The organism is Pseudomonas triticifolii (assembly GCF_014358015.1).
Classification (GTDB): Bacteria; Pseudomonadota; Gammaproteobacteria; order Pseudomonadales; family Pseudomonadaceae; genus Aquipseudomonas; species Aquipseudomonas triticifolii.
Genome location: NZ_JACONV010000002.1, coordinates 254,144 through 273,146, shown reverse-complemented (window position 1 = coordinate 273,146; position 19,003 = coordinate 254,144). Strand labels below are relative to the sequence as shown.

At 59.9% G+C, this 19,003-nt stretch carries 17 protein-coding genes; 11 read left to right on the top strand and 6 right to left on the bottom strand.

What is annotated here, in order from left to right:
- Window positions 1-245: 245 nt before the first annotated feature.
- From H8S56_RS05940 to tadA, 3 genes are all read left to right on the top strand, one after another.
- On the top strand, window positions 246-1,031 hold the full coding sequence (locus H8S56_RS05940) for a hypothetical protein (RefSeq protein ID WP_187518118.1): 786 nt from the start codon (window positions 246-248) through the stop codon (window positions 1,029-1,031).
- A 102-nt stretch (window positions 1,032-1,133) separates the two neighbouring features.
- The gene (locus H8S56_RS05935) at window positions 1,134-2,507 is read left to right on the top strand and encodes a multicopper oxidase family protein (protein ID WP_187518117.1); all 1,374 of its coding nucleotides are present in this window, start codon (window positions 1,134-1,136) and stop codon (window positions 2,505-2,507) included.
- Window positions 2,507-3,019, top strand: coding sequence for a tRNA adenosine(34) deaminase TadA (tadA, locus tag H8S56_RS05930; RefSeq protein WP_024694850.1), 513 nt, complete (start codon window positions 2,507-2,509; stop codon window positions 3,017-3,019). The genes H8S56_RS05935 and tadA overlap by 1 nt, the downstream gene beginning before the upstream one ends.
- Here tadA and mltF read toward each other — a convergent pair.
- Window positions 3,016-4,506 carry a membrane-bound lytic murein transglycosylase MltF gene (gene mltF / locus H8S56_RS05925; protein WP_080265998.1) on the bottom strand — a complete coding sequence of 497 codons (1,491 nt, stop codon included), beginning with the start codon at window positions 4,504-4,506 and terminating at the stop codon, window positions 3,016-3,018. The genes tadA and mltF overlap by 4 nt on opposite strands.
- A 212-nt stretch (window positions 4,507-4,718) precedes the next feature.
- On the opposite strand from mltF, the gene purL reads away from it, so the two are divergent.
- Window positions 4,719-8,615 (top strand): phosphoribosylformylglycinamidine synthase, encoded by a 3,897-nt coding sequence (gene purL / locus H8S56_RS05920; protein ID WP_187518116.1) that lies wholly within the window; start codon window positions 4,719-4,721, stop codon window positions 8,613-8,615.
- A gap of 17 nt (window positions 8,616-8,632) precedes the next feature.
- On the top strand, window positions 8,633-8,944 hold the full coding sequence (locus H8S56_RS05915) for a Nif3-like dinuclear metal center hexameric protein (RefSeq protein WP_187518115.1): 312 nt from the start codon (window positions 8,633-8,635) through the stop codon (window positions 8,942-8,944).
- 115 nt (window positions 8,945-9,059) lie between these two features.
- Here H8S56_RS05915 and H8S56_RS05910 read toward each other — a convergent pair whose 3' ends face one another.
- Window positions 9,060-9,623, bottom strand: coding sequence for a L,D-transpeptidase family protein (locus H8S56_RS05910; protein WP_024685923.1), 564 nt, complete (start codon window positions 9,621-9,623; stop codon window positions 9,060-9,062).
- 54 nt (window positions 9,624-9,677) lie between these two features.
- Window positions 9,678-10,229, bottom strand: a complete 552-nt coding sequence (locus tag H8S56_RS05905) for an NUDIX hydrolase (RefSeq protein ID WP_024694847.1) — start codon at window positions 10,227-10,229, stop codon at window positions 9,678-9,680.
- Window positions 10,230-10,379: 150 nt separating this feature from the next.
- On the opposite strand from H8S56_RS05905, the gene H8S56_RS05900 reads away from it, so the two are divergent.
- The 5 genes from H8S56_RS05900 (at window position 10,380) to purT (ending at window position 13,623) form a co-directional block, all read left to right on the top strand.
- Complete coding sequence (locus H8S56_RS05900) at window positions 10,380-10,976, top strand: CoA pyrophosphatase (RefSeq protein WP_187518114.1); 597 nt, start codon at window positions 10,380-10,382, stop codon at window positions 10,974-10,976.
- Window positions 10,977-11,034: 58 nt separating this feature from the next.
- On the top strand, window positions 11,035-11,559 hold the full coding sequence (locus H8S56_RS05895) for a gamma carbonic anhydrase family protein (RefSeq protein ID WP_024685926.1): 525 nt from the start codon (window positions 11,035-11,037) through the stop codon (window positions 11,557-11,559).
- Window positions 11,559-11,777: a DUF1289 domain-containing protein gene (locus tag H8S56_RS05890; RefSeq protein ID WP_024685927.1), complete on the top strand. Its 219-nt coding sequence runs from the start codon at window positions 11,559-11,561 to the stop codon at window positions 11,775-11,777. The genes H8S56_RS05895 and H8S56_RS05890 overlap by 1 nt, the downstream gene beginning before the upstream one ends.
- 93 nt (window positions 11,778-11,870) lie before the next feature.
- Window positions 11,871-12,338, top strand: coding sequence for a preQ0 transporter (locus H8S56_RS05885; protein WP_187518113.1), 468 nt, complete (start codon window positions 11,871-11,873; stop codon window positions 12,336-12,338).
- A gap of 103 nt (window positions 12,339-12,441) precedes the next feature.
- On the top strand, window positions 12,442-13,623 hold the full coding sequence (gene purT, locus H8S56_RS05880) for a formate-dependent phosphoribosylglycinamide formyltransferase (RefSeq protein WP_073163809.1): 1,182 nt from the start codon (window positions 12,442-12,444) through the stop codon (window positions 13,621-13,623).
- 52 nt (window positions 13,624-13,675) lie between these two features.
- Here the strand turns inward: purT and H8S56_RS05875 are convergent, their stop codons facing one another.
- The 3 genes from H8S56_RS05875 to H8S56_RS05865 all read right to left on the bottom strand — a co-directional run bounded on the left by H8S56_RS05875 (window position 13,676) and on the right by H8S56_RS05865 (window position 17,367).
- The gene (locus tag H8S56_RS05875; RefSeq protein WP_187518112.1) at window positions 13,676-14,998 is read right to left on the bottom strand and encodes an MFS transporter; all 1,323 of its coding nucleotides are present in this window, start codon (window positions 14,996-14,998) and stop codon (window positions 13,676-13,678) included.
- 299 nt (window positions 14,999-15,297) lie between these two features.
- Complete coding sequence (locus H8S56_RS05870) at window positions 15,298-16,542, bottom strand: transporter associated domain-containing protein (RefSeq protein WP_187518111.1); 1,245 nt, start codon at window positions 16,540-16,542, stop codon at window positions 15,298-15,300.
- Window positions 16,543-16,554: 12 nt separating this feature from the next.
- Window positions 16,555-17,367: a cytochrome C assembly family protein gene (locus tag H8S56_RS05865; RefSeq protein ID WP_187518110.1), complete on the bottom strand. Its 813-nt coding sequence runs from the start codon at window positions 17,365-17,367 to the stop codon at window positions 16,555-16,557.
- Window positions 17,368-17,580: 213 nt separating this feature from the next.
- Between H8S56_RS05865 and ffh the strand changes: the two genes are divergently transcribed.
- Complete coding sequence (ffh, locus tag H8S56_RS05860) at window positions 17,581-18,957, top strand: signal recognition particle protein (protein ID WP_004878868.1); 1,377 nt, start codon at window positions 17,581-17,583, stop codon at window positions 18,955-18,957.
- The last annotated feature ends 46 nt before the right edge of the window (window positions 18,958-19,003 follow it).

Genomic DNA, 19,003 nt, shown 5'->3' with positions numbered 1-19,003 from the left:
TTTTTTTGAAGGGGGTGAGGACGCTAATTGCTTTGTTAGCGCTGGATGACTGTCTGCCATCCCTCGGCGGCAACTTACGATCCGCTTATGATCAACGCTCTTGCAGAGAGCCTGGCCCGAATACAAACCCTCAAAAAAATCTGTAATCTCCACGCAGCAACGCCTCAAAGACTGTTGCTCTTGCAGTCAAAGCCTTTATGTTCAACTCGAAGCCGCGATCGACCGGCAGACCACACAGGCCTCTCATGGAACTGCACATCTGCGATGTTTCTGACTGGGCGTTGTTCAACGCTATCGCTGCGACGCTGGAGCATGAGCTGGGCGGGGAATGGCTGGTAAAGGCGGATGGGCTGGATCAGCGCTATTGGGATCTGGCGGTGGACGGCGGGGTGGTTACGCTGCATCTGGAGCACTATCTCGGGATCATGCTGGTCGTTGAAAACGAGCCGGCGAATGCTCGTCTTGATGCTGAGCTGATAGCCAAAGCAAGCCGGATACTCGAACCCTACCTCAGTGCAGAGCCACTGCCGCCTCCGGTGCCAGCCTATAAGGTCCTGCGGCCGAAGTTGAGTTTCTGGCGACTGGTCTTTCCAGTGCTGTTAGGTCAGACCCCGTTGGGACTGATTGCGATATGGCTGCTCGGTTCGTCATGGTCGCCTCAGGATGACGATAATAAAGCGTGGGCAGGTTTGTTATTCGGCGCGCTGGTGGTGGTGCTTATGGCGTACAGGATTGCCAAGGGTATCTACCGTCGCACCTCCCTCACGGTAGACCCTTCAGGTGCCGCGGTGGTCGCGGGTCTGCCGCGCGCGTATCGGGCACCCCAGCGGGTGGTTATCAGCTGCGATTTCGCGCGCGTGCTCAGCTTTCGCACCTTTATCGTCTACGAGAACGGGAGGCTGCTGGTTGCCCGCCATCACGATGCCAGGCAGGACCGCGAGCAGGCTTTGAGCCTTGCAGCCTATCTGGGCGTGTCCGCTTACCACGAGAGCGGCGCTGAGGGGCTCAGGAAAATCAAGGCGCCTGCCTGAGCCTGTTGACCCTTATCTTTCCCCAAATGCAGGTGTATCGTATTCGCCCCCGCGCATCCGCCTTTGGACGCGTCCCCGCAGTCGTTTTGAGGTTCTTGCTTTATGTCCTTCACCCGCCGCCAAATTCTCACGGGCATCGCCGGTCTTGCCGTAGTCGGCCTGGGCGCAGGTGGGGCTTCGCGATACTGGATGGGGCGCAAGGAGTCGCAAGCCGGTTCGGATTTCGTGCTGATCGCCGCGCCGTTGGACGTCGAGCTGGTTCCCGGCCACCGGACGCCTGCCTGGGCGTTCGGTGGTTCGGCGCCGGGCACTGAGTTGCGGGTGCGGCAGGGGGAGTGGTTGCGCTTGCGGTTCATCAATCAGTTGCCGGTCGAGACGACGATTCACTGGCATGGCATTCGGTTGCCGCTGGAGATGGACGGTGTGCCGTATGTCTCGCAGTTGCCGGTCAAGCCGGGCGAGTATTTCGATTACAAATTCCGGGTGCCGGACGCCGGTAGCTACTGGTATCACCCGCATGTCAGCAGCAGCGAGGAGCTGGGGCGTGGGCTGGTTGGGCCGTTGATTGTCGAAGAGCGCGAGCCGACCGGTTTCAAGCATGAGCGCACCGTCAGCCTGAAAAGCTGGCATGTGGACCAAGAGGGCGCATTCACCGAGTTCAGTGTGCTGCGTGAAGCGGCCCGTGAAGGCACGGCCGGGCGGCTGTCGACGTTGAACGGTATTCCACAGGCGGTCATCGAGTTGCCCGCCGGACAGATCACCCGTGTGCGCCTGCTCAATCTTGACAACACCGTGACCTATCGCCTCAACCTGCCGGACGCCGAGGCGCAGATTTATGCGCTGGATGGTAACCCGGTCACGCCGCGTCCATTTGGCGACGACTACTGGCTCGGGCCTGGCATGCGGATCTGTCTGGCGATCAAGGCACCGGCGGCGGGCGAGGAGATCTCCCTGCGTAACGGACCGGTTCGGTTGGGCACCTTTCGCTCGGTCGCCAACAGTGATGCGCCGGGCGAGTGGCCGCCCGAGTTGCCAGCCAATCCGGTCGCCGAGCCGGATCTGGAGAGTGCCGAGAAGATCAACTTCAACTTCGAGTGGGTGGGCTCCATGTCGGTCAATACCGATAACGGCAAACCGCCGAGCCTGTGGCAGATCAACGGCGAGGCGTGGGACATCACCGACAAGACGTGTGCCGATCGGCCTATCGCCAAACTCAAGCTGGGCAAGAGCTACATCTTCGAATTGAAGAACATGACCCAGTACCAGCACCCGATTCATCTGCACGGCATGAGTTTCAAGGTGATCGCGTCCAATCGTCGCAAGATCATTCCGTACTTCACAGACACCTTTCTGTTGGGCAGAAACGAACGGGCGCGGGTGGCACTGGTGGCGGATAACCCGGGTGTGTGGATGTTTCACTGCCACGTGATCGATCACATGGAAACCGGCCTCATGGCTGCAATCGAGGTGTCCTGATGAGGCAGCCGCAGATCATCGACCGCAGCCATGATCAATATTTCATGCGCGAGGCACTGGCGCTTGCGGCTCAGGGTGCGCTGCTGGGCGAGGTGCCGGTCGGTGCGGTTGTGGTGCAGAACGGCGAGATCATCGGTCGTGGTTACAACTGTCCGATCAGTGGCAGCGACCCGAGTGCGCACGCCGAAATGGTCGCCATCCGTGAGGCTGCCAGAGCCGTGGACAACTATCGTCTGCCCGGCAGTACGCTCTACGTGACGCTTGAGCCGTGCAGTATGTGTGCGGGGCTGATCGTTCACTCGCGGGTCGCGCGCGTGGTCTACGGGGCGCTTGAGCCCAAGGCCGGGATAGTGCAAAGCCAGGGGCAGTTCTTCACGCAGGGCTTTCTCAACCATCGCGTTCTGTACGAGGGCGGTGTTTTGGGGGAAGAGTGCGGGGCGATGTTGAGTGAGTTCTTCAGGATGCGGCGTGCTGCGAAAGATGCTGCGGGAAAGGTAAAGGGCGAGGGTTAAAGCGCGCTTTTGTCATCGCTGGCGGCAGGCTGGGGCGTCGAGTCGGAAGCTGGCTTGGTCTTATCCACGCCGGGTACGTGCAGATTGCCTTCAGCCACCTGATTGCCTTCGAGCTGCGGCTGCGTGACCCAGGTCAGAATGTCGTAATAGCGGCGGATGTTGGCAACGAAATGCACCGGCTCGCCGCCTCGGGCGTACCCGTAACGTGTCTTGCTGTACCACTTCTTCTGCGAGAGGCGCGGCAGCATTTTTTTCACGTCGAGCCATTTATTGGGATTCAGGCCCTCGTTTTCAGCCAGTTTGCGTGCGTCTTCAAGATGACCGCCGCCAACGTTGTAGGACGCAAGAGCAAGCCATGTGCGATCTGGCTCTTCTATCTTCTCGTCCAGTTGATCCTTTACGTAGGCAAAATACTTGGCGCCGCCCTGGATGCTTTGTCTCGCGTCCAGCCGGTTAGTGACGCCCATCGCCTGCGCCGTGTTCTGGGTCAGCATCATCAGGCCGCGCACGCCGGTCTTGGAGGTCACGGTCGGCTGCCACATCGACTCCTGATAACCGATGGCGGCCAGCAGGCGCCAATCGACCTGTTCTTTCTTGGCCGAGGTCTGGAAGTGCTTCTCGTACTTGGGCAGACGCTCCTGCAGGTGCTGGGCGAAGGTGTAGGCACCGACATAGCCGAGTACATCGACGTGGCCGTAGTAGCGGTCTTTCAGACGTTGTAGCGTGCCGTTCTTCTCGACCTTGTCCAGATACGCATTTATTTCGTTGAGCAGGCTGTTGTCTTCGCCCGGCCCGACCGCCCAACGCTGTTCACGGGCCTCGCCCAGGTCGAAGGCCACGCGTACGTTCTGGAAGTACACCTGGTTCATCGCCAGCTCGTTGGAGTCCACCAGCGTCAGGTCAATCTGGCCTTCATCGACCATGCGCAGCAGGTCGACGACTTCGACGGCGTCGGATTCTTCGTATTCAATGCCGGGATTCTGCACCTTTAGCGCTGCGAGCTGTTCGGCGTGGCTGCTGCCTTTGAGCACAACAATGCGTTTACCCACCAGATCGGCCGCGTCGGTAGGGCGTGACTGGCCGTTGCGGTAAACCACCTGTGGGGTGACTTCCAGATAGGCGTGCGAGAAGCGCGCCTGCTGCCTGCGTTTTTCGGTGTCTATCAGACCAGCGGCACCCAGTACCGGGCCTCCCGGCTTGTTCATCTGGTCGAAAAGGTCGTCAAGATTGTCGGCGGTTTCGATCTCCAGCTTGACGCCCAGATCCTCGGCAAATCGTTTGACCAACTCGTATTCGAAGCCGGTTTCGCCGTTGCGATCCTGGAAGTAGGTGGCCGGGCTGTTGCGGGTGACCACGCGCAGTACGCCGTCCTCCTTGACTCGCTCCAGTGTGTTGGGTTTATCCACACAGGCGCTGAGCATCAGGAAGAGTCCGGTTGCGATGAGCCATCTGGCGCAACGAGTGCGGAAATCTGGTCTGAAGAACATCGGTGCAGTATACGCAAAGCGCACCGGGCGCCATATCTCGACAGTAGCGTTTGCGTCTGATAAGCGAAGGCGTTTTAGTGGCATTTGTCTCGCTTTCCGAGAGAGGCGACATTCGGGCGCATGCAATGCTGCCGTTTTGGGTGATCAACGACCTACTTTAGGCTAGAATGTGCGGCCTCAAAGCACACCCCCTTCCCGAGGCTGTCCCGAAGATGTTGATCCTGCGCGGTGCTCCTGCCCTTTCTGCCTTCCGCCACAGCAAATTACTAGAACAACTGAAACAAAAAGTTTCAGCTGTCAGTGGCTTGTACGCTGAATTCGCCCACTTCGCCGACGTCTCTGACGCTCTGTCCAGCGAAGAACAGCAGGTTCTCGACCGTCTCCTGAAATACGGCCCCAGTGTGCCGGTTCAAGAGCCGAGCGGCCGTCTGTTTCTGGTATTGCCGCGGTTTGGCACTATTTCGCCGTGGTCGAGCAAGGCCAGCGACATCGCTCGCAACTGCGGGCTGGCCAAGATTCAGCGCATCGAGCGCGGGATTGCCTTCTATGTAGAAGGCCAGTTCAGTGAAGCCGATGCTCAGGCCATCGCCGACAGCCTGCACGACCGCATGACCCAACTGGTGCTGGGCGACCACGAACAGGCCGCTGGCCTGTTCAGCCACGCTCAGCCAAAGCCATTGACGGCCATTGATATCCTGGGCGGCGGTCGCGCTGCCCTGGAGAAGGCCAACGTCGAACTGGGTCTGGCCCTGGCCGAAGACGAGATCGACTATCTGGTCACCAGCTTCAACGGGTTGGGTCGCAACCCGCACGACATCGAACTGATGATGTTTGCCCAGGCCAACTCCGAGCATTGCCGCCACAAGATTTTCAACGCCAGTTGGGATATCGATGGCCAGAGCCAGGAAAAAAGCCTGTTCGGCATGATCAAGAACACCTATCAGATGCACAGTGAAGGCGTTCTGTCTGCTTATAAGGACAACGCTTCGGTGATCGTCGGCAATGTCGCCGGTCGCTTCTTCCCGGATCCCGAAACCCGCCAGTACGGCGCGGTGCAGGAGCCGGTGCATATTCTGATGAAGGTCGAGACGCACAACCACCCGACGGCGATTGCTCCGTTTCCTGGCGCATCGACCGGTTCCGGTGGCGAGATTCGCGACGAAGGCGCAACCGGTCGCGGCGCCAAGCCAAAGGCTGGCCTGACCGGTTTCACCGTTTCCAACCTGCAGATTCCTGGCTTCGTGCAACCGTGGGAAGTGCCCTACGGCAAGCCTGATCGTATCGTGACCGCGCTGGACATCATGATTGAAGGCCCGCTGGGTGGCGCGGCCTTCAACAACGAATTCGGTCGTCCGGCCCTGACCGGTTACTTCCGTACGTTCGAGCAGTCGATCACCACACCGCATGGCGATGAAGTTCGCGGTTACCACAAGCCGATCATGCTGGCTGGAGGCATGGGCAACATTCGCGAAGATCACGTCCAGAAGGGCGAGATTACTGTCGGTTCCAAGCTGATCGTGCTCGGCGGTCCGGCCATGCTGATCGGCCTGGGCGGCGGTGCAGCCTCTTCCATGGCAACCGGCACCAGCTCTGCGGACCTGGACTTCGCTTCGGTTCAGCGTGAAAACCCTGAAATGGAGCGTCGCTGCCAGGAAGTCATCGACCGTTGCTGGCAGCTGGGCGACCGTAACCCGATCAGCTTCATCCACGACGTGGGTGCCGGTGGTCTGTCGAATGCGTTCCCTGAGCTGGTCAACGACGGCGGTCGTGGCGGTCGTTTCGAACTGCGCAACGTGCCCAACGACGAGCCAGGCATGGCCCCGCTGGAAATCTGGAGCAACGAATCCCAGGAGCGTTACGTGCTGGCCGTGGGCGTCGAAGACTTCGACCGCTTCAAGGCAATCTGTGAGCGCGAGCGCTGCCCGTTCGCTGTCGTGGGCGAGGCGACTGCCGAGCCACAGCTGACCGTGACCGACAGCCATTTCGGCAACAATCCGGTGGACATGCCGCTGGAAGTGTTGCTGGGCAAGGCGCCACGCATGCACCGTTCGGTCGAGCGTGAAGCGGAGATGGGCGATGATTTCGACCCGAGCACGCTGGACCTCGAAGAGAGCGTACAGCGCGTTCTGCGTCACCCGGCCGTTGCCAGCAAGAGCTTTTTGATCACCATTGGCGACCGCAGCATTACAGGTCTTGTGGCACGCGATCAGATGGTAGGTCCGTGGCAGGTTCCTGTCGCCGACTGTGCGGTGACCGCCACCAGCTTCGACGTCAACACGGGCGAAGCCATGGCCATGGGTGAGCGGACTCCGCTGGCGCTGCTGGATGCGCCTGCATCGGGCCGCATGGCCATTGGCGAAACCCTGACCAACATTGCCGCCTCGCGCATCGAAAAGCTGTCCGACATCAAACTGTCGGCCAACTGGATGTCGGCCGCTGGCCACCCAGGTGAAGACGCGCGTCTGTACGACACTGTGAAAGCGGTCGGTATGGAGCTGTGCCCTGAGCTGGGCCTGACCATTCCGGTGGGTAAGGACTCGATGTCCATGAAGACCCGCTGGAGCGATGACAGCGAAGAGAAGAGCGTGACCTCGCCGCTGTCGCTGATCGTGACCGGCTTCGCGCCTGTGGTTGATATTCGCAAGACCCTGACGCCAGAGCTGCGTATGGACAAGGGCATCACTGACCTGATCCTGATCGATCTGGGCCGTGGCCAGAACCGTATGGGCGCGTCCATTCTTGCCCAGACTCACGGCAAGCTGGGCCGCCTGGCACCAGACGTCGATGACGCTGAAGACCTCAAGGCGTTCTTCGCTGTGGTTCAGGGGCTCAATGCCGATGGCCATATTCTGTCTTATCACGACCGTTCCGACGGTGGTCTGCTGGTCAGTGCGCTGGAAATGGCTTTTGCCGGCCATTGTGGTCTGAGACTGCACCTCGACGGTCTGGCAGACAATGCCGCCGAGCTGAACGAGATTCTCTTCAACGAAGAACTGGGTGCGGTCATCCAGGTTCGTCAGGACGCCACGCCGCTGGTGCTGGCTCAGTTCAGTGCTGCCGGTCTGGCAGACTGCGTGTCGGTCATCGGTCAGCCGGTGAATAACGACGAAGTGGTCATCAGCTACGCTGGTGAGCCGGTCTTCAGCGGCCAACGTCGTCTGCTGCAGCGTCAATGGGCCGAGACCAGTTATCAGATCCAGCGTCTGCGTGACAACGCCGCATGCGCCGATCAGGAATTCGACGCACTGCTGGAAGAAGACAATCCCGGCCTCACCGTCAAGCTGGGCTTCGACGTCAACGATGACATCGCCGCGCCTTACATCAAGACGGGTGTGCGTCCTCAGGTTGCCGTACTGCGTGAGCAGGGCGTCAACGGGCAGGTCGAAATGGCGGCGGCGTTTGACCGCGCAGGCTTCAATGCCATCGACGTGCACATGAGCGACATTCTGGCTGGTCGTGTCGATCTGAACGACTTCAAGGGCATGGTTGCCTGCGGCGGTTTCTCCTACGGCGACGTGCTGGGTGCCGGTGAGGGCTGGGCCAAGTCGGCGCTGTTCAACAGCCGCGCACGCGACGCGTTCCAGGGCTTCTTTGAGCGTACTGACAGCTTCACGCTGGGTGTGTGCAACGGTTGCCAGATGTTGTCCAACCTGCACGAGCTGATTCCGGGCAGCGAGTTCTGGCCACACTTCGTGCGTAACCGCTCCGAGCAGTTCGAAGCTCGCGTTGCAATGGTGCAGATTCAGGAGTCGCCGTCGATCTTCCTGCAGGGTATGGCCGGTTCGCGCATGCCGATCGCTATTGCTCACGGCGAAGGTCACGCAGAGTTCCGCAATGCCGATGCGCTGCTGGAAGCCGATGTGTCCGGGACTGTGGCCCTGCGTTTCGTGGACAACCACGGCAAGACCACCGAGGCCTACCCGGCCAACCCGAACGGCTCGCCGCGCGGTATTGGCGGTCTCACCACTCTGGACGGTCGCGTCACCATCATGATGCCGCACCCTGAGCGCGTATTCCGTGCTGTGCAGAACTCGTGGCGTCCAGAAGACTGGAACGAAGACGGCGCCTGGATGCGCATGTTCCGCAACGCCCGCGTCTGGGTGAACTAAGCCGGGCAGGCCAGCACATGTACAAGCTCGCCTTCTTTGTTCCGCCGAGTCATGTGGACGAGGTCAAGAGCGCCATATTCGCTGCTGGTGCAGGGCGAATCGGTGCTTACGACCGATGCTGCTGGCAAGTGCTTGGCCACGGTCAGTTCCGCCCGCTGGATGGCAGTCAGCCATTTATCGGGCAGGGCGGTGTGGTCGAGCAGGTGGAAGAGTGGAAGGTCGAGCTGGTCGTGGCTGACGAGCTGATTCAGCAGGTGGTGGTGGCGCTCAAGCAAAGCCATCCCTATGAAACGCCGGCTTATGAAGTGTGGCGACTGGAAGACTTCTAGGTCATTGCCACATCGTTCTCGCGCTTATCGTAATAAACGCGCTGCATCTTCGGCCATTGTGTCGGCTTGTTCGTAAACAGGCGCACGCCAACGAAATGCGCATTCAGCGGTCAGGCTAAGGCCGTATCTCGATCATTGTCCCGTCTTTCACCAGATCCCATATCTCGCGCATGTCGTTGTTCTTCAGCGCGATACAGCCGTTGGTCCAGTCCAGGGTATGGAAGTACCATTCAGGGTACTCTTCGTCCACGGGCGTGCCATGAATCATGATCATGCTGCCCGGCTTAACCCCTTCGCGACGCGCACGTGCCGAGTCCGCGATATTCGGGTAGGAAATGTGCATCGACAGATTGTAATTGCCGCTTGGCTGGCGCCAGTCGAGCCAGTAGAAGCCTTCCGGGGTACGTTGGTCGCCTTCCTGAAGCTTGGTGCCCTTGGGGTTCTTGCCCAGAGAAATACGGTAGGTCTTGAGCGCCTCGCCGCCACTGATCAACTGCAACTGCCGTACTGATTTGAGCACCAGCACCTTGTCGATCTTCTTGCCGGCAATAGGCTCGGTATTGATGACCTTGTTGTTGATGATCTTCTGTTCGCTGCCCTTGGGCACGATGGTCTGGGTGAACGCAGCCTGTGACAACGGGACGAACATGATACAAACGAAAGCGAGCAACCAGCGCATTACCATTTCCCTGACGACTCGTGAGCAAGCCGATCCTGACTGTGCGTACTTGAATTAAGAGGTATGTATCGGGCGCGATGGGGGAAGGGCACTGGTATGAACCGGGTAAGCCTGCCGACGCCGATCCGCGAAGAAGCATTCTAGGGTACGCCTGACCGTCAGGAAAGCCAGGTCTTGCCATGGAATGTCGGCTTCTTCGAATAATTGCACTTCGAGGCTCTCGACACCGGCCGCGAAGTCTTCGGTGGCCATTTCGCCGCGATAGAACACGTGCACCTGATTGATATGCGGCACATCGATGATTGCGTAAAGAGCCAGTTCGCTCAGCGTCGCGCAGGCTTCCTCGACGGTTTCGCGCCGGGCGGCCTGTTCGATCGTCTCGCCGTTCTCCATGAAACCGGCGGGCAGCGTCCAGAAACCCAGGCGCGGCTCGATGGCGCGACGGCACAACAGCACTTTATCGCCCAGCGTAGCCAGGCAGCCGGCGACGATGTTCGGGTTTTGATAATGGATGGTCTGGCAGTGTTCGCAGACATAGCGCAGACGGCTGTCGCCTTCGGGGATGCGCTGAATAACGGGTTTGCCGCACTGGCTGCAAAAATTCATGGTGTCAGTCGATAGTGGATGCAGGCGCTATCTTGGCCCGTCCCGCCGTCCATGAGCAAGCGTCCATGTCACACGACTTGTCCTACAAGGGGTTGGGCACTTGGCTGCTTTGGTGCATGATGCCAGACAGGCAACAGATCGAGATTTCCCATGCTGGATGAGCTACTTCGCCGTGTAGTCAGTCACACACCAGACGCCCTCGAGACGGATCGACGCTTTCCCGAGGCTGCGGTGCTGGTGCCTGTCACGCGCAGTGACGAACCTGAGTTGATCCTGACCCTGCGTGCCAGCGGGCTTTCCACTCATGGTGGCGAAGTCGCGTTTCCCGGTGGGCACCGCGACCCCGGGGATCCCGACCTGATTTTCACCGCATTGCGTGAGGCCGAGGAAGAAATCGGCCTGCCGCCTGGTCTTGTTGAAATCGTCGGCCCCTTGAGCCCGCTGATTTCCAAGCACGGTATCAAAGTGACCCCTTACGTGGGTGTGGTTCCCGATTTCGTCGAGTATCGGCCTAACGATGGCGAGATCGCTGCTGTATTCAGTGTGCCGCTGGAGTTCTTTAGTCAGGACACCCGCGAACACACGCATCGCATCGATTACGAAGGTCGCAGTTGGTACGTCCCCAGCTATCGCTATGGCGAGTACAAGATCTGGGGGCTGACGGCGATCATGATCGTCGAGCTGGTCAATGTGATGTACGGGACGAAGATCAGCCTGCATCACCCGCCCGAACGCTCCACCACCTGAACGCTGTGTCATCAATAAAGAGTCATGCCCATGAGCATGGCCAGCCTGAGGAAACTGCATGAAATACCGACTGGGAGAATCCCGCGTCCAGACCGACCCGCACAGTTGGGTTGCGCCCAATGCGGTATTGATCGGCAAGGTCAGGCTGGAGGCGGGTGCCAGCGTCTGGTTTAACGCCGTATTGCGCGGCGATAACGAGCTGATTCATATTGGCGAGAACAGCAACGTGCAGGACGGCACAGTCATGCACACCGACATGGGTTCGCCGCTGAATATCGGCAAAGGCGTGACCATCGGCCACAACGCGATGTTGCATGGCTGCAGCGTCGACGATTTCAGCCTGATCGGGATCAACGCGGTCATTCTCAACGGGGCGAAGATCGGGAAATACTGCATCATTGGCGCCAATTCGCTGATCGGCGAGGGCAAGGTCATCCCTGATGGCTCGCTGGTGATGGGTTCTCCGGGCAAGGTCGTCCGCGAACTCACCGATGTGCAGAAGAAAATGCTCGAAGCCAGCGCCGCCCATTACGTACACAACGCCCAGCGCTACGCCCGCGACCTGGCCGTGCAGGAAGAGTGATGAGCACTGAATCGATTATCGAAAAGCCGGTCCGTTCACCCTGTGTCAGCATTTGCGCACTGGATGAGGACGATGTCTGCACCGGTTGCCAGCGCACCGTGAGCGAAATCACCCGCTGGAGCCGCATGAGCAATGACGAGCGTCGTGTCGTGCTTGGTCTGTGCGATGACCGGGCCAGGGCCAGCGGGATGATGTGGACGGTGGGTGGCAAGGGCTGAGCCCTGGCGATGGTTTTTAACGAATATCCTTAAACCCTCCTGCTTTCCCGGCTGCTACCATTGGCCCCCTTTTTTTCAGGCAGCAGTACCGCCATGCTTTTTCTGATCGCTTATATCGGCAGCGTTGTGCTGATCAACTTCGCATTTTCCAGCGCGCCGCACCTGGACATCATCTGGTCGGCCTGGGGAGGGTTGGTCTTTGTGTTGCGCGATATGGTGCAGATCCGTTTCGGCCATGGCGCGATTCTCGCCATGCTGGCCGCGCTGGTGCTGTCGTACATCACCAGTGATCCAACCATTGCCCTGGCCAGCGCCACGGCGTTCGCAGTGTCCGAGTGCATAGACTGGCTGGTATTCAGCATCACCAGACGTCCGTTGCGTGATCGTTTGTGGATCAGCTCGGCGCTGAGTATTCCGCTGGACACCTTCATCTTCTTCGGCATGATTGATGCCCTGACAGCGCCGGTGGTACTGACCGCGTTGCTCTCCAAGTTCGCTGGCGTGACGGCCGTCTGGATGATCATGGCCTGGCGGGCACGCAACAACGCTTGTCCGGGTTGAGCCCCCATTTGCCGGGGCTTCGTGGTAAATTGCGCGCCTTTCTCCACAGCGGTCGCTCGCACACGGCGGGCTGCCCTCGATATCTGCTCCACGAGGACCTGAGATGACTCAAATCGGAACTCCACTGTCGCCTACTGCGACGCGCGTACTGTTTTGCGGCAGCGGCGAACTGGGCAAGGAAGTCGTGATCGAGCTGCAACGCCTGGGCGTCGAAGTGATTGCGGTCGATCGCTATGCGAACGCCCCAGCCATGCAGGTGGCTCATCGCAGTCACGTGGTCAACATGCTCGACGGCGCTGCACTGCGCGCCGTGATCGAGGCCGAGAAGCCGCATTTCATCGTTCCGGAAATCGAAGCCATCGCCACCGCCACCCTGGTGGAGCTGGAAGCGGAAGGTTTCACCGTCATCCCGACTGCGCGCGCCGCCCAGTTGACCATGAACCGCGAAGGCATCCGTCGCCTGGCCGCTGAAGAGCTGAAGCTGCCGACTTCGCCTTACCACTTTGCCGACACCTTCGAGGCTTACAGCAAGGCCGTCGAGGACCTGGGCTTCCCGTGTGTGGTCAAGCCGGTCATGAGTTCGTCTGGCAAGGGCCAGAGCCTGCTTAAAAGCACTGACGACGTACAGAAGGCCTGGGATTACGCTCAAGAAGGTGGCCGTGCCGGTAAAGGTCGGGTTATCGTCGAAGGCTTCATCGACTTCGATTACGAAATCACCCTGCTGACCGTGCGCCATGTGGGCGGCACCACGTTCTGCGCACCGGTCGGTCATCGTCAGGAAAAAGGCGACTACCAGGAATCCTGGCAGCCACAGGCCATGAGCCCGGCAGCGCTGGCAGAGTCCGAGCGTGTGGCCAAGGCCGTGACCGAGGCGCTGGGCGGTCGCGGCATCTTCGGTGTCGAGCTATTCATCAAGGGTGATCAGGTATGGTTCAGCGAAGTCTCGCCGCGTCCGCATGACACGGGCTTGGTCACACTGATTTCCCAGGACCTGTCGCAGTTCGCGTTGCACGCACGCGCCATTCTTGGCCTGCCGGTTCCGCTGATCCGTCAGTTCGGTCCGTCCGCTTCGGCAGTGATTCTGGTTGAGGGTCAGTCGACGCAAACCGCGTTTTCCAACCTGGGTGCCGCACTGGCCGAGCCGGACACTGCCTTGCGTCTGTTCGGCAAGCCGGAAGTCAATGGCCAGCGCCGCATGGGCGTAGCCCTGGCACGTGACGAGTCCATCGAAGCCGCTCGCGCCAAGGCCACTCGCGCTTCGCAGGCGGTCAAGGTCGAGCTGTAAAATTGTCCCTGATCGTGCCCATGGGCACGATCAGGGTTAATTGTGGATGTGTTCAACCCACCCGGTTCAAGTCCTCATTGCGTGTCTCTTTCAGGCACAGCACCGCCAGCACGCTGATCAGCGCTGCTGCCGACACATACCCGCCCACCCAGCTCAGTCCGCCCATCGCCACCAGTTTCTGTGCGAAGAAGGGTGCAACCGAAGCCCCGACGATTCCGCCCAGGTTGTAGGCCGCCGACGCGCCTGTGTAACGCACTTGCGTCGGAAACAGTTCAGGCAGCAGCGCACCCATCGGTGCAAAGGTCACGCCCATCAGGAACAGCTCGATGCACAGGAACAACGCCACGCCCCATGTGGTGCCGTGGGTCAGCAACGGTTCCATCGCAAAACCTGACAAAATTGCCAGTACGCCACCGATCAGCAGGACCGGTTTGCGTCCATAACGGTCGCTCGCCAACGCCGCGAGCGGCGTGGCAGCCGCCATGAACAGCACCGCAAAGCACAACAGGCCCAGGAAGGTTTCCCGGGTGTAGCCCAGTGTTGAAACGCCGTAGCTCAGTGAAAAAACCGTCGAGATGTAAAACAGCGCATAGCACACCACCATCGAGGCGGCGCCCAGCAGCATGGGCTTCCAGTGATCGCGGAAGGTCTCGACAATCGGCATCCTGACCCGCTCATGACGCGCCATGGCCTGGGCAAAGACCGGTGTTTCTTCCAGCTTCAGGCGCACGTACAGCCCGACCATGACCAGCAAGGCGCTGAGCAGAAACGGAATCCGCCAGCCCCATGCGCGGAACTGTTCGTCGCTCAGTGTCATGGCCAGCGTCAGGAACAGGCCGTTGGCGGCCAGGAAGCCGATGGAGGGCCCCAGTTGCGGGAACATGCCGAACCAGGCGCGCTTGCCCTTGGGCGCGTTTTCCGTCGCCAGCAACGCGGCTCCGCCCCATTCACCACCCAGGCCCAACCCCTGGCCGAAGCGCAGTACGCACAACAGGATCGGAGCCCAGGCGCCGATGGTTGCGTAGCCGGGAAGCACGCCAATCAAGGTGGTACAGATGCCCATCAGCAAGAGCGAGGCGACCAGCGTCGACTTGCGGCCGATACGGTCACCGAAATGGCCAAACAGCGCCGAGCCCAGCGGGCGTGCGAGAAAGGCGATGCCGAAAGTCAGAAACGACGACAGCATCTGTGCAGTGCCGGACGTCTGCGGAAAGAACACCGGACCAATCACCAGGGCAGCGGCGGTGGCGTATACGTAGAAATCGTAAAACTCGATGGCAGTGCCAATGAAGCTGGCCGTCGCAACGCGAGTCGCAGAGTTCACGGGTGGCGTTGCGACAGTGTCGTCTTCATGAGCGGTTGAGGTGCTGGTCATGCGGTTATCCCTGACGGTCGGCTTGTCTGTCGGTGCGTGGATGCACGCCAGCAAGCATTCATTATTGTGATAGTCGTGTCATGTTGGCGCAGCGCTGAGCAGCGCAGCCCGGTTGGGCAAGGGCGTGGCGACGCTCGTGGATGGAGCGCGAGCCAGATAAGGCGTGGGGCGATCAGGCTACCGGGTGTTCGCGTCCTGTGCGGGTAGCACAACGAAAGCCGGGCTTGGATAAGCGAAGCGATTATAGGAAGCAGGCTGGCTCTGAAACAAGTGCTTACAGAGCCGCTGGCCGTTGATGGCTACTTGAAAACCCTGCTGGGCGCGTTCTGCCACATGGCAACCCGTTTGACGCGGTTGTCCTCGGTTTCAAGAATTTCCAGCCGGTACGGACCTATCTTCAGGCAGACCGGGGCGTCGGGGATGGTTTCAAGCGCTTCGGTCACCAGCCCGTTCAGAGTTTTCGGGCCGTCCGACGGCAAGTGCCAGCCCAGGCTTTTGTTCAGGTCGCGTATGGAAGCCGCGCCTTCCACTTCAAGCCGCCCATCTTCCTGGCGTTTGATGTGCGGGTTGTCCAGTGCCTGCTCGTTTTCGAATTCGCCCACGATTTCTTCGAGGATGTCTTCCAGCGTGACAATCCCCAGCACTTCGCCGTACTCATCGACCACCACGCCAAGACGACGCTGCTGTTTGTGGAAGTTGAGCAGTTGCAGTTGCAGTGGCGTGCTTTCAGGAACGAAATACGGCTCATAGCAGACCGCCAGCAATTGCTCCTTGGTCAGAGTGCCCTTGGGCAGCAGGTGGCTGATGTCGCGCGTGTTGATCACGCCCTGCACCTGATTGATATCGTTGTGAAACACTGGCAGACGCGTATGGCGCGAAATGATCAGCCGCTCGATGATCAGCTCGATGGCGTCATCAAGGTTGACGCCATCGACCTCGCTGCGGGGGATGAGGATGTCATTGACCGTAATGCTGTCCAGCGCCTGGACACCCGACAACACGTTAGCCCGCGGATAATGTTCGTGAACTCCATCGTGATGAACGGACTTTTGCGCTTCCTCGTCGAATTCCCGGCCAGGATCCTGCACGTTGCCCTTCAGAAGCGGGCGCAGCAGGGTTTTGGCGATCACGTTGAACACGTACGTCGCTGGCCAGAGGAGTTTCATCGGAATGCGCAGCAGGCCGTTGCCCAGCAGCAGCGTTGAAACAGGATAACGGTTCGCCAGGCGGCGCGGCATGTATTCGGCGAACACCAGCATCACGCCAGCCGTGCTTAGCCACGCAATAGTCGGACCGTTGTAGAACCAGTAGTCGGCTGCAATCAGGGTCGCGATGACGGTGATCAGCGCTTTGGTCAGCGTGTTGCTGAGGATAAGGCTGTTGAGATTGAACGCCAGTTCGGGAAATTCCGCACCGCCGGGGCGGCTGCCTGCACGCAGCATCTTGAGTTGCTGGTGTGCGGTTTCCACAGCAGTGAACAGGCCGGACCAGAGTATCAATAGCGCCAGCACGCCAAGCAGCGGGCCGATGGGCAGGTTATCCATGATCGTCGCCCGTCAGATGTGCAGAATGAATTCGCGTACCAGCTTGCTGCCGAAATAAGCCAGCATCAGCAGGCAGAAACCGCCCAGCGTCCAGCGAATAGCCTTGTGTCCACGCCAGCCGAGGCGGTTACGGCCCCACAGCAGAACGCTGAACACTATCCAAGCCAGGCAGGCCAACAGGGTTTTGTGAACCAGGTGCTGGGCAAACAGATTCTCGACGAACAGCCAGCCCGAGATCAGCGACAGTGACAGCAGGGTCCAGCCCGCCCACAGGAAGCCGAACAGCAGGCTCTCCATGGTCTGCAGCGGCGGAAAGTTCTTGATCAGGCCCAGCGGGTGCTTGTGCTTGAGCTGATGGTCCTGGACCAGCAGCAGCAACGACTGGAACACGGCAATGGTGAACATGCCGTAGGCCAGCAGTGACAGCAGGATATGGCTCAGGATGCCGGGTTCTTCTTCGATCGGTTGAACAGTGCCGCTGGGCGCAAATTGCGCCAGCAGGGCGGTGATCATGCCCAGCGGAAACAGCAGGACGAGAAGGTTTTCAACCGGAATGCGCGCCGTGGCGATCAAGGTCACGGCGATGACCGACACTGCAATCAGGCTGGCCGAATTGAAAAAATCCAGGCCAAGGCCTACGGGGCGCGCCAGTTGCGAGAAAAGACCGATGGCGTGAGCGATGACGGCCAGTGTGCCAAGCAGGCAAAGCAGCCGCTTGTCGGGCCTTGTGGTCTGGCTCAGGCGAAGGCCTTGATAGGCGGTCGCCGCGGCGTAAAGACTGGCGGCGGCGAGGCTGGGAAGCAGGCTGGGTGGCAAAGGGGACATAGATCCTGAGGGACGGGCCTGGAAAGACGCTGAGTTTGGCATAGAACCCACAAATCACGAAAGACCACAGAAGCAGTCTGCGTGGTGTCCGTGCAGCGGAGTCTTCGCTATAATCCGCCACCTGCTCAAGCCGCAGGCTCGCCGAGCGCCATTTCTGCATCACGGGCCGGGCCGCATCAACCGGGGTTCGACGAGAGCCTGAAAGGATCGCGCATGTTTGAAAATCTGACAGACCGCCTCTCGCAGACGCTTCGCCACGTAACTGGCAAAGCCAAGCTGAACGAGGACAACATCAAAGATACCTTGCGCGAAGTGCGTATGGCTTTGCTCGAGGCCGACGTCGCTTTGCCTGTGGTGAAGGACTTCGTCAACAACGTCAAGGAACGTGCAGTCGGCACCGAAGTGTCGCGCAGCCTGACGCCGGGCCAGGCGTTCGTGAAGATCGTTCAGGCCGAACTCGAAAGCCTGATGGGCGCTGCCAACGAAGACCTGGTGCTTAACGTCACGCCACCGGCCGTCGTGCTGATGGCTGGCCTGCAGGGTGCGGGCAAGACCACCACCGCAGGCAAGCTGGCGCGCTTTCTCAAAGAGCGAAAGAAGAAAACCGTGATGGTGGTGTCGGTCGACGTGTATCGTCCCGCTGCCATCAAGCAGCTGGAAACGCTGGCCAACGACATCGGCGTCACGTTCTTCGCGTCCGACATCAGCCAGAAGCCTGTGGACATCGCTCAGGCTGCTATTAAAGAAGCGAAGCTCAAGTTCATTGATGTCGTGATTGTCGACACCGCCGGCCGTCTGCACATCGACGCCGAGATGATGGGCGAGATCCAGTCCTTGCACGCCGCAGTCAAGCCGGCAGAGACGCTGTTCGTCGTCGACGCCATGACCGGCCAGGATGCCGCCAACACCGCCAAGGCCTTCGGTGATGCGCTGCCGCTGACCGGCGTGATCCTGACCAAGGTCGACGGTGATGCGCGTGGCGGTGCTGCATTGTCGGTGCGGGCGATTACCGGCAAGCCGATCAAGTTCATCGGTATGGGTGAAAAGAGCGACGCGCTCGAGCCGTTCCACCCGGACCGTATTGCCTCGCGCATCCTGGGCATGGGCGATGTGCTCAGCCTGATCGAGCAGGCCGAACAGACCCTCGACAAGGACAAGGCCGACAAACTGGCCAAGAAGCTGAAGAAGGGCAAGGGCTTCGACCTCGAAGACTTCCGCGATCAACTGCAACAGATGAAGAACATGGGCGGCCTTGGCGGCCTGATGGACAAACTGCCAAGCATCGGTGGCGTGAATCTCTCTCAGATGGGCAACGCTCAGGGCGCAGCCGAGAAGCAGTTCAAGCAGATGGAAGCCATCATCAACTCGATGACCCCGGCCGAGCGTCGTGATCCTGATCTGATCAGCGGCTCGCGCAAGCGCCGCATTTCGATGGGCTCTGGCACTCAGGTTCAGGACATCGGGCGTCTGATCAAGCAGCACAAGCAGATGCAGAAGATGATGAAAAAATTCTCCGCCAAGGGCGGAATGGCAAAAATGATGCGCGGCATGGGTGGAATGTTCCCCGGCGGCGGCATGCCAAAGATGTGATTGTGTCGCGCGCGGAGTGTCTTGCGCGCGTCCCGCATGGGGGGTG

Coding starts and splice junctions, on each gene's coding strand:
- H8S56_RS05940 (WP_187518118.1), top strand. CDS start 246: ATGGAACTGCACATCTGCGATGTTTCTGACTGGGCGTTGTTCAACGCT.
- H8S56_RS05935 (WP_187518117.1), top strand. CDS start 1,134: ATGTCCTTCACCCGCCGCCAAATTCTCACGGGCATCGCCGGTCTTGCC.
- tadA (WP_024694850.1), top strand. CDS start 2,507: ATGAGGCAGCCGCAGATCATCGACCGCAGCCATGATCAATATTTCATG.
- mltF (WP_080265998.1), bottom strand. CDS start 4,506: ATGTTCTTCAGACCAGATTTCCGCACTCGTTGCGCCAGATGGCTCATC.
- purL (WP_187518116.1), top strand. CDS start 4,719: ATGTTGATCCTGCGCGGTGCTCCTGCCCTTTCTGCCTTCCGCCACAGC.
- H8S56_RS05915 (WP_187518115.1), top strand. CDS start 8,633: ATGTACAAGCTCGCCTTCTTTGTTCCGCCGAGTCATGTGGACGAGGTC.
- H8S56_RS05910 (WP_024685923.1), bottom strand. CDS start 9,623: ATGCGCTGGTTGCTCGCTTTCGTTTGTATCATGTTCGTCCCGTTGTCA.
- H8S56_RS05905 (WP_024694847.1), bottom strand. CDS start 10,229: ATGAATTTTTGCAGCCAGTGCGGCAAACCCGTTATTCAGCGCATCCCC.
- H8S56_RS05900 (WP_187518114.1), top strand. CDS start 10,380: ATGCTGGATGAGCTACTTCGCCGTGTAGTCAGTCACACACCAGACGCC.
- H8S56_RS05895 (WP_024685926.1), top strand. CDS start 11,035: ATGAAATACCGACTGGGAGAATCCCGCGTCCAGACCGACCCGCACAGT.
- H8S56_RS05890 (WP_024685927.1), top strand. CDS start 11,559: ATGAGCACTGAATCGATTATCGAAAAGCCGGTCCGTTCACCCTGTGTC.
- H8S56_RS05885 (WP_187518113.1), top strand. CDS start 11,871: ATGCTTTTTCTGATCGCTTATATCGGCAGCGTTGTGCTGATCAACTTC.
- purT (WP_073163809.1), top strand. CDS start 12,442: ATGACTCAAATCGGAACTCCACTGTCGCCTACTGCGACGCGCGTACTG.
- H8S56_RS05875 (WP_187518112.1), bottom strand. CDS start 14,998: ATGACCAGCACCTCAACCGCTCATGAAGACGACACTGTCGCAACGCCA.
- H8S56_RS05870 (WP_187518111.1), bottom strand. CDS start 16,542: ATGGATAACCTGCCCATCGGCCCGCTGCTTGGCGTGCTGGCGCTATTG.
- H8S56_RS05865 (WP_187518110.1), bottom strand. CDS start 17,367: ATGTCCCCTTTGCCACCCAGCCTGCTTCCCAGCCTCGCCGCCGCCAGT.
- ffh (WP_004878868.1), top strand. CDS start 17,581: ATGTTTGAAAATCTGACAGACCGCCTCTCGCAGACGCTTCGCCACGTA.